The following is a 13,477-nucleotide window of genomic DNA, read 5'->3' as shown; positions in this document are numbered from 1 at the left end:
CAGCGGGCTTAACTGAACAAGCGTCGCGCCTGCGGCGATCCCGCCGACAAGTCGCGCGCATCCAGCGTGTCGTACAAGGCCTGCAAATCGCGGGCAATGCCCCCAATGGCGGCTTCTGACAAACGCTGGCCGTTGTCGTCGGTCACCGTGCCATCCATCACGCGGGCCAACTCGTGGGCGGTTTGCACCATGCGGGCAAACGGCTCTTCTTGCCGGTCGACCTGAGGCACATCCAAAGACAAGGTGAGCTCACGAATGGCCGACTGCGCTGGGTCTTCGGCCATCGCTGCTTGGGTGTCAAACATCAAGCCCAGCACAGGGGGCAATCCCACCGCAGGTGCGGGTACCACCATGCGGCCAGGAATGACGCCCGCCACAAAGCCCAAGCGCGCGGCGTTTTGTTGCACATAGCCCGGACTCCACGCCGCCTTGGTGGCCTTGAGGGTGAAGCTCAGTTGCGCATCATGGGCGCTGGCAAAGCTGTCGAGTTCGCGTGCACGCGCCACCTCTTCGAGCATGTCGGGAAACTCAGGTGCGCCGTTGATGGCGTCGGCAAAACTTTGGGTTTTGACCACGAACTCTGAGAACTCAATTTCATTGAGCGGGCCCATGCGGTTGGCCAATTGCACACCGGCCTGGAAAGCGCTGTAGCGTTGACCATTGCGGGGGTGCTCCCACAAACCTGTCTCGGCATTCAAACCTTCCACGGTGAACAGCTTGTTGCCCACGCGACGGCTGGGAGGCAATGCAGCCAGTGTGGCCTCACCCGACACAGGGCTGTCAATTTCAACCGGTGCCAGCACGTCGATCAGCGCGTCCAGACTGAGGCGCTTGTCAGTGGGCAATGCCATGGACGAGGCGTCATCCATGACTTTGGCAATCATGGGGGCTAGGCCTTGGTCGTGGGTGTCGGCGGTGTGCTGCATGGCACGCTGCGCATTCACGCGTGCGTCGGCCGCGCGGTCAGCGGCTTTTTCTGCGGCCAGGCGTTGCAACTCAGCTTCATCCGGCACACGCTGGGCGTGCTGGGTGGCTTGCTGCATCATCACGCGGGCCATGTCAGACACGGGATCGTCGCTGTGTGGCTGGGCTACGGGCTCGTCGTGGCCTGCGTGGTGATGGTCGTCAAACGTGGGCTCTTGGGGATGGCCACGTTCGGCGGGGCCGGCATGGTCGCTCAGCGAGGGGCTCGCATCGACCAGCGGCTCGGCTTGACGTGGTTTGTTTTTGCGCGAGGTCCAGGTGCTGTGGGCCACCACACCTGCCAACACCACGCCCCCGGCGATGGCTAAACCTATTTGAAGACTGCTCATGGCTTACTTTGATGTCAAGCGGCTTCGACCATGGACACGGCCGACTCCATATCGACGGCCACGATGCGAGAAACACCTTGTTCTTGCATGGTCACGCCGATGAGTTGTTCTGCCATTTCCATGGCGATCTTGTTGTGTGAAATAAACAGGAACTGGGTCTCTTTGGACATGCTCGACACCAGCTTGGCATAGCGTTCGGTGTTGGCGTCGTCCAGCGGCGCGTCCACCTCGTCGAGCAAGCAAAACGGGGCCGGGTTGAGTTGAAAAATCGCAAACACCAGCGCGATGGCGGTGAGTGCTTTTTCACCACCCGACAGCAAATGGATGGTTTGGTTCTTTTTGCCCGGTGGCTGGGCCATGACTTGCACGCCGGAATCCAAAATTTCTTCGCCGGTCATCACCAAACGCGCATTGCCCCCGCCAAACAGCTCGGGGAACATCTTGCCAAAGTGTTCGTTGACGATTTTGAAGGTGCCGCCCAGCAGTTCGCGGGTTTCGCCGTCGATCTTGCGGATCGCGTCTTCCAGCGTGTTCATGGCCTCGTTCAAGTCCGCAGATTGGGAGTCCAAGAACGTCTTGCGCTCGGTGGCCGAGGCCAATTCGTCCAGCGCAGCCAGGTTGACTGCGCCCAAGGCGGCCACTTCGCGGTGCAGGCGGTCAATCTCGCCTTGCAAGCCGCCCAGGCGCACGTTGTGGAGTTGGATCGACGCGGCCACGGCCTCGAGGTCGGCTTGCGCGTCGGCCAGCAGCTGGGTGTATTGCTCCAGCCCCAAACGCGCCGCTTGCTCTTTGAGCTGGAAGTCGGTGATGCGTTGGCGCAAAGGCTCAAGCTCACGCTCCAGCTGCAAGCGGCGTTCATCGCTGGCACGCAGCTTGGTGGTCAAGTCGTCGTACTCGCTGCGTTTGGCGCCCAGGTTGGCTTCGCGTTCGAGTTTGATGTTCAAGGCGTTTTGCAAGCCCGCTTGTGCCGCAGCGTCGGTCAAGCGCGTCAAGTCTTCTTGCACGCGCTGCTCTTCCACCGCCACATTGGCAGCTTGTTGGGTGGCGGTGTCGATGATGCGTTTGAGTTCGGCCTCACGCGTGGCCAAACTGCGTTGTGTGAACTGGGCTTCTTGGGCCTGGCGTTCTAAGCTGCGTTGTTGTTCGCGGCTGTCGTTCAAACGGCGCTCGGCATTGATGACGGCTTCGTCCAACTGGGCATGCCGCTCTTGGCTGTCGGCCAACTGCATGTCGAGTTCTTCAAAGCGCGCTTCGGCATCCACGCGGCGCTCTTGCAGGTCGGCCAGTTGCGCTTCGACTTCGCCCAAGTCCCCGCTGATTTGTTCGCTGCGGGCGCGGGTTTGTTCGGCCAGTTGCGACAAACGCAAGGTCTCGACCTGCAAGGCATGGGCGTTGGTTTGTGCGGCCGAGGCTTCGTTGCGGATGCTTACCAGCCGTTGCGAGGCGTCGCTGTAAGCGGCTTCGGCACGCACCAAGGCGTGGCGGGCTTCATCGCTGATCAAGGCCTGGGCCTTGGTGCTCTTGTCGAGGTTTTCAATTTCTTGCGCACGTGCCAACAAGCCCGATTGCTCGCTGTCTTGCGCGTAAAAGCTCACGCTATGGGCGCTGATGGCGTGGCCCGTGGGCACATAAATCACTTGGCCAGGTTGCAAGCTGCTGCGCTTGGCCAGTGCTTCGTCCAGAGTGGGGGCGGTGAAGCAACCACTGAGCCAATCGGTCAACAGCGCTTTTTGACCGGCGTCGTTGAGGCGCAGCAGGTCAGACAAACGCGGCAAAGACGAGGCGGCTTCGGGCACTGCGGCCAGCGGGGGCGTGTAGAACGCCAGTTTGGCGGGTGGCGCGTCGTTGCTGAAAGACCGCACCATGTCCAGACGGCTGACTTCCAGCGAGGCCATGCGTTCGCGCAAAGCGGCCTCTAGGGCGTTTTCCCAACCGGTGTCGATGTGGATGCGGCTCCACAAGGCTTGCAAGCCGTCCAGGCCATGTTTGGCCAACCAGGGTTTGAGCTTGTCGTCGGTTTGTACTTTTTCTTGCAGCGCCTTGAGAGCTTCCAGGCGGGCCGAAATATCGGCTTGCTTGGCTTGCTCGGCGTTGACGGCTTGCTGTGCTTGGCGACGTGCGTCGTCCAACAGAGGCACGCTCAACTGCAACTCTTCGAGTTGTGCGGCGGTCACATCGGCTTGGGTTTGTGCTTCTTGCAGCTGCGCTTGCAAGTTGCTCAGACGGGCGTCGTCGGGAGCCGCCAAGGCGTTGCGGTCGGCGCTGAGACGCTCATGACGGGCGTTGAGTGCGCGCGATTGCTCTTCGATGTTGCGCTGGTCAGCGGCCAGCACCTGGATTTGCTGCTGGACTTGCACCACACTGCCACGCTGCTCGTTGCTGCGTTGTTGGGCGGTGCGCAGGGCCTCTTCCAGCTCGGGCAGTTGCATGGCCTGCTCTTCCACCTGCGCGGCCAGCAGCATGGCTTGCTCTTCACCGTTCAAGGCGTGCTCGGCCAAGGTTTCGATTTCTTGCTGTGCCTGCTCGCTTTGCTGGGCCCAGTGGGCAGTTTGTTCTTTGATTTGCACCAAACGCGCTTCGGCGCGCTGGCGTCCTTCCACCACAAAGCGGATCTCAGCCTCCAAGCGCCCGACTTCGGCACTGGCTTCGTACAACGCACCTTGGGCTTGGTTGACTTGGTCGCCAGCGGCGTAGTGCGCTTGGCGCACGGTTTCCAAGTCAGCCTCGATGTGGCGCAAATCGGCAATGCGCGACTCCAAGTCGTTGACGGCTTTGTCGGCTTGGGTTTTCAGGCCCACTTGGTCAGCCTCGGCCTCGGCACGGCGCAAGAACCACAGCTGTTGCTGCTTCAAGGTCACATCGGCTTGCAGCGCGTGGTAACGGTTGGCCACCTCGGCTTGCTTTTCCAGCTTCTCTAAATTGGCGTTGAGTTCGCGCAGGATGTCTTCCACCCGGGTCAGGTTTTCCCGCGTGTCGCTCAGGCGGTTTTCGGTCTCGCGGCGGCGCTCTTTGTATTTGGACACGCCAGCGGCTTCTTCCAAAAACAAGCGCAGTTCTTCTGGCTTGGATTCAATGATGCGGCTGATGGTGCCTTGGCCAATGATGGCGTAGGCGCGTGGGCCCAAACCGGTGCCCAAGAACACGTCTTGCACGTCGCGACGACGCACTGGCTGGTTGTTGATGTAGTAGCTGCTGGTGCCGTCGCGGGTCAGCACGCGCTTGACCGCGATCTCTGCAAACTGGCTCCACTGGCCGCCGGCGCGGTGGTCGGCGTTGTCAAACACCAGTTCCACACTGGAGCGGCTGGCCGCTTTGCGGGTGGTGGTGCCGTTGAAGATGACGTCTTGCATGGACTCGCCGCGCAGCTCGCTGGCTCGGCTTTCGCCCAGCACCCAGCGCACGGCGTCCATGATGTTGGATTTGCCGCAACCGTTGGGGCCCACCACACCGACCAACTGGCCAGGCAACAGGAAATTGGTGGGTTCCGCGAAGGACTTGAAACCCGATAACTTGATGGAATTCAGACGCACCGAAAAGCCTCTTGAAACAGAGGGGGGATCATAAACGGCTGGACCAGGCGCGGACCTCGGCCAGCAAGGCCTCTAGATGGGGCAAGATCGACTCAAAAATGCCACGCGTGGTGTCCAAAGGCTGGTGGCGGCTGTTTTGGTACAGCTCGGTGACTGCCTGAGCCAACATGGGATGTGCGAACAAAGGCATGAAACCTTTGAGCGCGTGCAGAGAATGCTCCACCTTCACCGCTTCGTTCTGTCCCAAGCCGGTTTGAATCGTGGCGATTTCTTGGGTCAAACTTTCTAGGAAAGTGGCCATGAGTTCGCGCATTTGGACATCGTCCATCGCGAACTCTTTGGCCCCGCTCAAGTCAAGGAAGGAAGAAGGAGGTGTGATGTGGGTATTCATAGGCTGGCCCAGAGATAATAGCAGCCATGAATCCCTTGCTTTCTCGTCTCCAGCCCTATCCTTTTGAGCGGCTGAAACAGCTGTTTGCCCCTGTCACACCGAACCCGACTTACCCTCCCATCAGCTTGGGAATCGGTGAGCCGCGCCATGCCACGCCTGCGTTGGTGCTGGATGCGCTGGCCCATGCCACCCAAGCCTTGGCCGCTTACCCCGCCACGGCTGGCTTGCCGGCCTTGCGTGATGCCTGTGCCGGCTGGATGCAACGCCGCTACGGTGTGGTCTTGAACGCCGCCACCCAAGTGTTGCCGGTGAATGGCTCGCGTGAAGCCCTGTTTGCCTTTGCTCAGACCGTGATTGACCCGACCCGTGCGCAGGCCACCGTGGTGTGCCCGAACCCGTTCTATCAAATCTACGAAGGTGCTGCCTTGTTAGCCGGAGCGACACCTTATTACGCACCGAGCGACCCGGCCCTGAACTTCAACGTCAACTGGGACAGCGTGCCAGAAGCGGTCTGGGCCAATACCCAGTTGCTGTTTGTCTGCTCACCGGGCAACCCCACTGGCTCAGTCGTGCCCATGGCCGACTGGGAAAAACTCTTTGCGCTGAGCGACCGCTACGGTTTTGTCATTGCCAGTGACGAGTGCTACAGCGAAATTTATTTCCGCGACGAGCCACCTTTGGGCGGTTTGGAAGCAGCCGTCAAGTTGGGGCGCTCTGACTTCAAGAACCTGGTGGCTTTCACCAGCTTGTCCAAGCGCAGCAATGTGCCGGGCATGCGCAGCGGTTTTGTGGCGGGTGACGCCAACATCCTGAAACAGTTCTTGCTCTACCGGACCTACCACGGCAGCGCCATGAGCGGCATGGTGCAAGCCGCCAGCGTGGCCGCCTGGAACGACGAGGCCCATGTGGTGGCCAACCGGGCCATGTACCGTGACAAATTTGCCGCCGTCACGCCCTTGTTGGCGCAGGTGATGGACGTGCGTTTGCCCGATGCAGGCTTTTATCTGTGGGCCGCAGTGCCGGGTGGCGATGACGTGGCGTTCGCACGGGATTTGCTGGCTCAATACAATGTGACCGTTTTGCCGGGCAGCTACTTGGCGCGCGAAGGTCACTTCATTGGCGATGCCAAGGGCTTCAACCCTGGTGCAGGCCGAATTCGCATGGCCCTGGTGGCCGAAACCGCCGAATGCCTGGAAGCTGCGCAACGCATTGTGGCGTTCATCCGAAATTCCAATCCTTAATCCATCCAAGAGAAGACAACCATGGCTCAACACCAACTCCAACACATCATCGACAACGCCTGGGACAACCGTGCCAACATCAACGGTGCCAACGCCACCGCCGAAGTGCGCGACGCCGTGGAGCATGTGATTGCCGAACTCAATGCCGGTCGCCTGCGCGTGGCCACCCGTGATGGCGTGGGCCAATGGACCACACACCAATGGCTCAAGAAGGCTGTGTTGTTGAGCTTTCGTTTGAACGACAACGAAATCATCAAGGCGGGCGAGCTGGGCTTTTACGACAAAGTGAAAACCAAGTTTTCTCACCTCAGCGACGACGACATGAAAGCCGCTGGCGTGCGCGTGGTGCCACCTGCTGTGGCGCGTCGTGGCAGCTTCATTGCCTCAGGCGCGATTTTGATGCCCTCTTACGTGAACATCGGCGCTTATGTGGACTCCGGCACCATGGTTGACACCTGGGCCACCGTGGGTTCTTGCGCACAAATTGGCAAGAACGTGCACCTGTCGGGCGGCGTGGGCATTGGCGGCGTGCTCGAACCCCTGCAAGCCAACCCCACCATCATCGAAGACAACTGCTTCATCGGCGCGCGCTCTGAAGTGGTGGAAGGCGTCATCATCGAAGAAAACTCTGTGCTGGGCATGGGCGTGTTCATCGGCCAAAGCACGCCTATCTTTGACCGCGCCACCGGCGAGATCAGCTATGGGCGTGTCGCCAGCGGTTCCGTGGTGGTCAGCGGCAACCTGCCTAAAACAGCGGCCAACGGTGCGCCTTACAGCATGTATGCCGCCATCGTGGTCAAGCGCGTGGATGCACAAACCCGTTCCAAGACCAGCATCAACGACTTGTTGCGCGACTGATCGACTGTTCTGACAAAGCGCTCCCATGTCCCGCACGCTGCAACTCACCGAACACCTGATCTCCCGTCCCTCGGTCACCCCCGAGGATGCCGGGTGTTTGGAGCTGATCGCAGCACGGCTGAGTCCGTTGGGCTTTGCCCTTGAGCGCATCGACAGCGGGCCCGAGAGCTTTCGGGTGAGCAACCTGTGGGCGATTCGACGCAGCACACAGCCGAACGCCAAAACCCTGGTGTTTGCCGGTCACACCGATGTGGTGCCCACCGGGCCAATTGAAAAGTGGACCCACGACCCGTTCACGCCCACCCACCGCAATGGCATGTTGTATGGCCGTGGCAGCAGCGACATGAAAGCGTCGCTGGCCGCCATGGTGGTGGCGTCTGAAGAGTTTGTGGCCGCGCAGCCAGCGCCTTTGATCAACATCGCCTTCTTGCTCACCAGCGATGAAGAAGGCCCTGCGTTGGACGGCACGGTCAAGGTGTGCGAGGCGTTGAAAGCCCGGGGTGAACGTTTGGACTGGTGCATTGTGGGCGAACCCACCTCGGTGCAACGCACGGGCGACATGATCAAAAACGGGCGCCGTGGCAGCATGAGCGGCAAGCTCACGGTGCAAGGTGTGCAAGGTCACATCGCCTACCCGCAACTGGCCAAAAATCCGATCCATGTGTTGGCACCGGCTTTGGCTGAGTTGGTGGCGATCGAATGGGACCGGGGCAACGAATTTTTCCCGCCCACCAGTTGGCAGGTCAGCAACATCCACGCAGGCACGGGCGCGAGCAACGTGATTCCAGGCACTTGCGTGGTTGACTTCAACTTTCGCTTTTGCACCGAGTCCACCCCCGAGCACTTGCAGCAACGCTTCAAAGCCGTGCTGGATCAGCATGGCTTGCAGTACGACCTGAGCTGGACAATCAGTGGCCTGCCCTTTCTCACCCCGCGTGGCGACTTGGTGGGCGCGGTGCAAACCGCCATCCGAGATGAAACCGGCATTGAGACCGAACTCTCCACCACCGGCGGCACCAGCGACGGTCGCTTCATCGCTCAGGTGTGCCCGCAGGTGATTGAGTTGGGCCCTTGCAACGCCACCATCCACAAAATCGACGAATGCGTGGCCGTGGCCGACATCGAGCCCCTGAAAAACATTTACCGCCGCGTGCTGGAGCAGCTGCACCAGCTATAAACCTTGACGCTGGGAAATTCAACCTTGTCATACAATCAAGATGTTTTGTATGACAAGGAGTCGCCATGCTCTCGGTTCGCCTTTCCCCCAACATTGAAAAAAACCTCAACGCTTATTGCAAACACATGCACATGACCAAATCGCAGGTGGTGCAAGAAGCTGTTGAGAAATGGCTCAACACGGCCAAAACCCAAGTTCCCCCCGCTGCTGATGACTTGTCATTTTTGTCACCGGATGACCCGATTCGTGCATTCATTGGCATTGCCAAAGACGGCATGAGCACTGACGAGTTGATGCGAATGACGCGTGGTGAAGACTGGAACAAACCATGATCTTGGTGGACACCAACGTCTTTGTAGATGTGATCCATCACGATCCCATCTGGCTCAATTGGTCCTTGCGGGAGCTCAGCAAAGCCAAACAAAAAAATCAACTGGTCACCAACTTCGTGGTCTATGCCGAGCTGCACACACACAACACCGCAGGTCCTCACATTGACGCTTTTTTGAACAAGCTGGAGATTGACCTACAAGACTTGACGCGGCCCGCTGCACAACTGGCTGCCTCTGCATTTCGTACCTATCGCCAGCGAGGCGGCAACAAAACCGGGGTGCTGCCTGATTTTTTCATCGGTGCCCATGCACAAGCAGAAGGTTTCAAGCTGCTCACGCGCGACGCGGGGCGCTACAAAACTTACTTTCCCAAGATCAAATTGATTTGCCCTTGAACCCTCGTGACCATGACCCTCATCACACTGTCTGAACTCATACAAGCTATCGCGCAGCGGCTTGCTGACGCCCATGTCGCGTTCGGTCAGGGCACCACCAACGCCGACGATGAGGCCGCATGGCTGGTGTTGTGGCGACTCGGGTTGCCACTGGACATCGATTGGGCGGACCCAGCTTACGACGTGGCGCTGTCGCCTCAGCAAGTCGCCGATGTGCAAGCCTTGATTCAACAACGCATTGATTCGCGCCAACCTGCGGCTTACCTCACACAAGAAGCATGGTTGCAGGGCGTGTCGTTCTACATTGACGAGCGCGCCATCGTGCCGCGCTCACTCATTGCCGAGGTCCTGGCTGAGGGCAGCATCGACCCCTGGCTTGATCCGCACACAACGCGCGTGCTTGACCTGTGCACGGGCAATGGCAGCCTGGGCATTTTGGCCGCCTTGGCGTTTCCGGACATCACCGTGATGGGTTTGGACTTGTCACAAGACGCGCTGGAGGTGGCACGCATCAACATCGAACGCCATGGCTTGCAAGCGCGCATGACACTGGCCCAGTCCGATGGACTGCGTCAGGCCGAGGGACTGTTTGATTTGATTTTGTGCAACCCACCCTATGTGAACAGCCAAAGCATGGCCACCCTGCCCGCTGAGTTCAAGGCTGAGCCCGCCCTCGCGCTGGCCGGTGGCGACGACGGCATGGATTTCATCCGACAATTGCTGCGCGACGCGCCCGCACACATGAGTGAACACGCGGTCTTGGTGCTTGAAATTGGCCACGAACGCGATTACTTTGAAGCAGCCTTTCCCCATTTAGATGTCGTGTGGCTATCGACCAGTGCTGGTGACGACCAGGTCTTACTCCTCACACACACCGCGTTAACGCAAGGCGCCCTTCCCCAATGATTACTTTGAAAAATGTCACCTTGCGCCGCAGCGCCAAGGTGTTGCTCGACAGTGCCTCGGTCACCCTCAATCCCGGAGAAAAAGTAGGCTTGGTCGGCCGCAACGGTGCGGGCAAGTCGTCGCTGTTTGCTTTGCTCAATGGCGGCTTGCACGAAGATGCGGGCGAATACTACATCCCCGCCCAATGGCGTATGGGCCAAGTGGCCCAAGACATGCCTGAGACCGACCAAAGCGCCACCGAGTTTGTGATTGAAGGCGACACCGTGCTCACCGACGCGCGCATCGAAGTGGCCGCTGCCGAAGCCTCCGGCGACGGTGACCGCATGGGGCACGCCTACATGGCGCTGTACGACGCGGGCGAACACGACGCCGCCTCGCGCGCGCAAGCCTTGATCTTGGGGTTGGGTTTCAAAACCACTGAGTTGAACAACCCCGTCAACAGCTTTTCGGGTGGTTGGCGCATGCGCTTGCAACTGGCGCGCGCGTTGATGTGCCCCAGCGATTTGCTGTTGCTGGACGAACCCACCAACCACTTGGACTTGGATGCTTTGGTGTGGCTGGAGGCTTGGCTCAAGCGCTACGAAGGCACGATGGTGGTGATCAGCCACGACCGTGAGTTCTTGGATGCGGTGACCAATGTGACCTTGCACATCGACGCGGCCAAGCTGGTGCGCTACGGTGGCAACTACAGCAAGTTCGAAGACATGCGCGCCGAGCAAATGGAGCTGCAACAAAACGCATTTGCCAAACAGCAAGACAAGATTGCCCATTTGCAAAAGTTCATCGCGCGCTTCAAAGCCAAGGCCAGCAAAGCCAAGCAGGCGCAAAGCCGGGTCAAAGCACTTGACCGCATGGAGAAAATTGCGCCGCTGTTGGCCGATGCCGACTTCAACTTCGAATTCAAAGAGCCAGCCAACCTGCCCAACCCCATGCTGTCCATGCAGGGCGTGAGCTTTGGCTACCCAGCGCCCGACGATGCGCCAGCGGGCACACCGCCGACGGTGATTGTGCAAAACGTCAGCCGCTCGGTGCTGGCAGGTCAACGCATTGGCATCTTGGGCGCCAACGGTCAGGGCAAATCGACCTTGGTGAAAACCATTGCGCGTGACTTGGCGGCCCTAGGCGGTGAAGTCACCGAGGGCAAGGGCCTCAACATTGGTTACTTCGCGCAACAGGAACTCGATGTGCTGCGCCCGGCGGACACGCCGCTGCAACACATGATCGACTTGGTCAAGAAGCTCACCAGCGAAGGCAAGATTGCGGGCCAAGCCACCCGCGAGCAAGACCTGCGCAGCTTTTTAGGTCAATTCAATTTCAGCGGCGACATGGTCAAACAAGCCGTGGGCAGCATGAGCGGTGGCGAGAAAGCCCGCTTGGTGTTGTGCATGCTGGTGTGGCAACGCCCCAACCTGCTGTTGATGGACGAGCCAACCAACCACTTGGACTTGGCCACCCGCGAAGCCTTGAGCATGGCGCTCAACGAGTTTGAAGGCACGGTGATGTTGGTCAGCCACGACCGCGCTTTGCTGCGTGCTGTGTGCGACGAGTTCTGGATGGTGTCACGCGGTGGCGTAGCCCCCTTTGATGGCGACTTGGACGACTACCAGCGCTATTTGTTGGACGAAGCCAAGCGCTTGCGCGCCGAGGCCACGGCCGCTGCCAACTTGGCAGCAAAAGCGCCTGTCTCTGTGGCCGTGTCTGCCCCTGTGGTGGCAGCAGTGGCCCCGCCGCAGGCCAAAGCACCGATCGTTTCGCGCGACCAACGCAAAGACGATGCCCAACAGCGCAAAGAGATCAATGAGAAAAAACGTCCGCTGAAAAAAGAGCAGGACGGCATTGAAAAAACCATGGCCACTCTGGAAGCTGAAAAGCAAAGCCTGCACGACAAGCTGGCCAGTACGCTGGCACCCGCTGAGATTGCCGAAGCAGGCAAACGCCTCAAGACCGTCGAAGACGAATTGGCCGCACTGGAATTGCGTTGGCTAGAGCTGACCGAGGCGATGGAGCAACTCGAGAGCGCGGTTCACTGAAACTGGGTGGCACACCAGAGGATGGCGGGAAATGACGCCAACCAGGCCCAGAAAAAGCGGTTCAAGCCAAAGAACCAAAACACCAAGAAGTGAAACACCGCAGCCACGCCACAAAACAGCGTGGCGAGCTTGAGGTTGAGCAAGGCCAAGGGCGCGCAACACTCCCAGACGATGAAGGCCCACGACCCCAACAGGGCCATGCCACGGTTGCGCAGCGGATGGCGAGGTGACAAAGGTCCGTAAATGGCGGCGTTCAAAAAAATGGTCATGGCTGCCCCACTGCGCCATTCGCGCCGCAGCATCTTGACCCATCCCGACATGAAGTACGACGTGATGGCTTGGATGGTGATGTACCACAGCCCGGCTTGCCATCCCAACACCACATCGCCCCAAGCACCGACCACCTGCGCGATCAGCAAACCCGTCAACACCACCACCGTCAAAAAGTCGCTGCCGCCGTTGAAGGCCCCTCGCCAGCGGATCAACACCAAGACGTTGCTGGCAAACAGGCCCGCCACCAAGCCCAGCGAGCTGCCAGACAGCGCCAGCCACAGCGCAGCAGCCAAGCGCAAACACAGATGCACGCGATGCACCGCAGGTGCAAACACACCGTCAAGTACCCGCCGCATCCACCCCTGTGGAATGTCGGCACGTTGCAGCGTCCATGACCACAGGCCGTCGCTGGCAGTGGCTGTACCCATGCGCAAAAACTCCAGTGTCTGAATGGCCAGGCTCCAGGCAAACAAGATTTCCAGGGCCCGAATGGCCAGCGCCATGGGCGTGTCGATCAGCATGTGGCCACCGGTGCGGTCATCATCACTTGGGTGTCGACCACGTGGGTGCGGTCAGACAACACCATGCGCAACTCGAACTGGTATTGGCGCATGTCGGGGTGCTGCGCACGCAGGACCTGCTGCGCCAGGCGCGACACCATGGCGTAAGTCACCAAGCCTCGTGGGTCAGCCCCTTCAGGCAAGTCATACAAATCGGCCCAAAAGTGATCGACCAGATTTTGTTGTGCGAGCCCCAGGTTGGTGTCGGGGTTGTGCAGCAGGTGGTGCCAGCGCCGGGTACGGCGCGGATAAATCAACCCCCACTCTGACCACACGGTATCGCCTGTCTGGGTGCGCACCGCCGCGCGCGCAAACAGCTGGGGCACATGCCCGACAGCGTGAAAGAACTTCCAGTTCGGAAAGAACGCCCGTAGCAAAAACAGCCACGGGCCTTTGACGATCGGGGTTTTAAATACCAGCGTCGCCAGCAAGACGACGAAATAAGCGACAAACAAGACTTCGGTCATGGGC

Annotated in this window: 12 protein-coding genes; 7 read left to right on the top strand and 5 right to left on the bottom strand. The window is 59.7% G+C overall.

Going from position 1 to position 13,477, the window contains the following annotated elements; genetic code table 11:
- Positions 1-8: 8 nt before the first annotated feature.
- From B9Z39_RS05760 to B9Z39_RS05750, 3 genes are read right to left on the bottom strand one after another with little or no spacing between them, the layout of a single operon-like run.
- Positions 9-1,313 (bottom strand): cell division protein ZipA C-terminal FtsZ-binding domain-containing protein, encoded by a 1,305-nt coding sequence (locus B9Z39_RS05760; RefSeq protein WP_233248926.1) that lies wholly within the window; start codon positions 1,311-1,313, stop codon positions 9-11.
- Between the two features lie 14 nt (positions 1,314-1,327).
- Positions 1,328-4,843, bottom strand: coding sequence for a chromosome segregation protein SMC (gene smc / locus B9Z39_RS05755; protein ID WP_108301014.1), 3,516 nt, complete (start codon positions 4,841-4,843; stop codon positions 1,328-1,330).
- A 28-nt stretch (positions 4,844-4,871) separates the two neighbouring features.
- Entirely contained in the window at positions 4,872-5,234 is a 363-nt protein-coding gene (locus B9Z39_RS05750; RefSeq protein WP_108301013.1) for an Hpt domain-containing protein, read from the bottom strand.
- A 26-nt stretch (positions 5,235-5,260) separates the two neighbouring features.
- Here B9Z39_RS05750 and dapC point away from each other — a divergent pair, with 26 nt between their 5' ends.
- From dapC to B9Z39_RS05715, 7 genes are all read left to right on the top strand, one after another.
- Positions 5,261-6,475, top strand: coding sequence for a succinyldiaminopimelate transaminase (gene dapC / locus B9Z39_RS05745; protein WP_108301012.1), 1,215 nt, complete (start codon positions 5,261-5,263; stop codon positions 6,473-6,475).
- A gap of 21 nt (positions 6,476-6,496) precedes the next feature.
- Positions 6,497-7,333 (top strand): 2,3,4,5-tetrahydropyridine-2,6-dicarboxylate N-succinyltransferase, encoded by an 837-nt coding sequence (dapD, locus tag B9Z39_RS05740; RefSeq protein ID WP_100144856.1) that lies wholly within the window; start codon positions 6,497-6,499, stop codon positions 7,331-7,333.
- 25 nt (positions 7,334-7,358) lie between these two features.
- Positions 7,359-8,510: a succinyl-diaminopimelate desuccinylase gene (gene dapE, locus B9Z39_RS05735; RefSeq protein ID WP_100144854.1), complete on the top strand. Its 1,152-nt coding sequence runs from the start codon at positions 7,359-7,361 to the stop codon at positions 8,508-8,510.
- A 65-nt stretch (positions 8,511-8,575) separates the two neighbouring features.
- Positions 8,576-8,842, top strand: coding sequence for a hypothetical protein (locus B9Z39_RS05730; RefSeq protein ID WP_100144852.1), 267 nt, complete (start codon positions 8,576-8,578; stop codon positions 8,840-8,842).
- Positions 8,839-9,237, top strand: a complete 399-nt coding sequence (locus B9Z39_RS05725) for a type II toxin-antitoxin system VapC family toxin (RefSeq protein ID WP_100144849.1) — start codon at positions 8,839-8,841, stop codon at positions 9,235-9,237. The genes B9Z39_RS05730 and B9Z39_RS05725 overlap by 4 nt, the downstream gene beginning before the upstream one ends.
- A 12-nt stretch (positions 9,238-9,249) precedes the next feature.
- Positions 9,250-10,143 carry a 50S ribosomal protein L3 N(5)-glutamine methyltransferase gene (gene prmB, locus B9Z39_RS05720; RefSeq protein ID WP_100144847.1) on the top strand — a complete coding sequence of 298 codons (894 nt, stop codon included), beginning with the start codon at positions 9,250-9,252 and terminating at the stop codon, positions 10,141-10,143.
- Positions 10,140-12,173, top strand: a complete 2,034-nt coding sequence (locus B9Z39_RS05715) for an ABC-F family ATP-binding cassette domain-containing protein (protein WP_100144845.1) — start codon at positions 10,140-10,142, stop codon at positions 12,171-12,173. The genes prmB and B9Z39_RS05715 overlap by 4 nt, the downstream gene beginning before the upstream one ends.
- On the opposite strand, the gene B9Z39_RS05710 is transcribed toward B9Z39_RS05715, so the two are convergent.
- Together B9Z39_RS05710 and B9Z39_RS05705 are read right to left on the bottom strand one after the other, a co-directional pair.
- Positions 12,167-12,967, bottom strand: a complete 801-nt coding sequence (locus tag B9Z39_RS05710) for a hypothetical protein (RefSeq protein ID WP_108301011.1) — start codon at positions 12,965-12,967, stop codon at positions 12,167-12,169. The two genes, B9Z39_RS05715 and B9Z39_RS05710, sit on opposite strands and share 7 nt — an antisense overlap.
- Positions 12,961-13,473: a hypothetical protein gene (locus B9Z39_RS05705; RefSeq protein WP_100144840.1), complete on the bottom strand. Its 513-nt coding sequence runs from the start codon at positions 13,471-13,473 to the stop codon at positions 12,961-12,963. Before B9Z39_RS05705 ends, B9Z39_RS05710 begins: the two co-directional genes overlap by 7 nt.
- Positions 13,474-13,477 lie beyond the last annotated feature (4 nt).

Origin of the sequence: Limnohabitans sp. JirII-29 (genome assembly GCF_003063395.1) — a bacterium.
Taxonomy (GTDB): Bacteria; Pseudomonadota; Gammaproteobacteria; order Burkholderiales; family Burkholderiaceae_C; genus Limnohabitans.
Note: the sequence above shows the minus strand (reverse complement) of the source record. Positions and strands in the feature narration are given on the sequence as shown.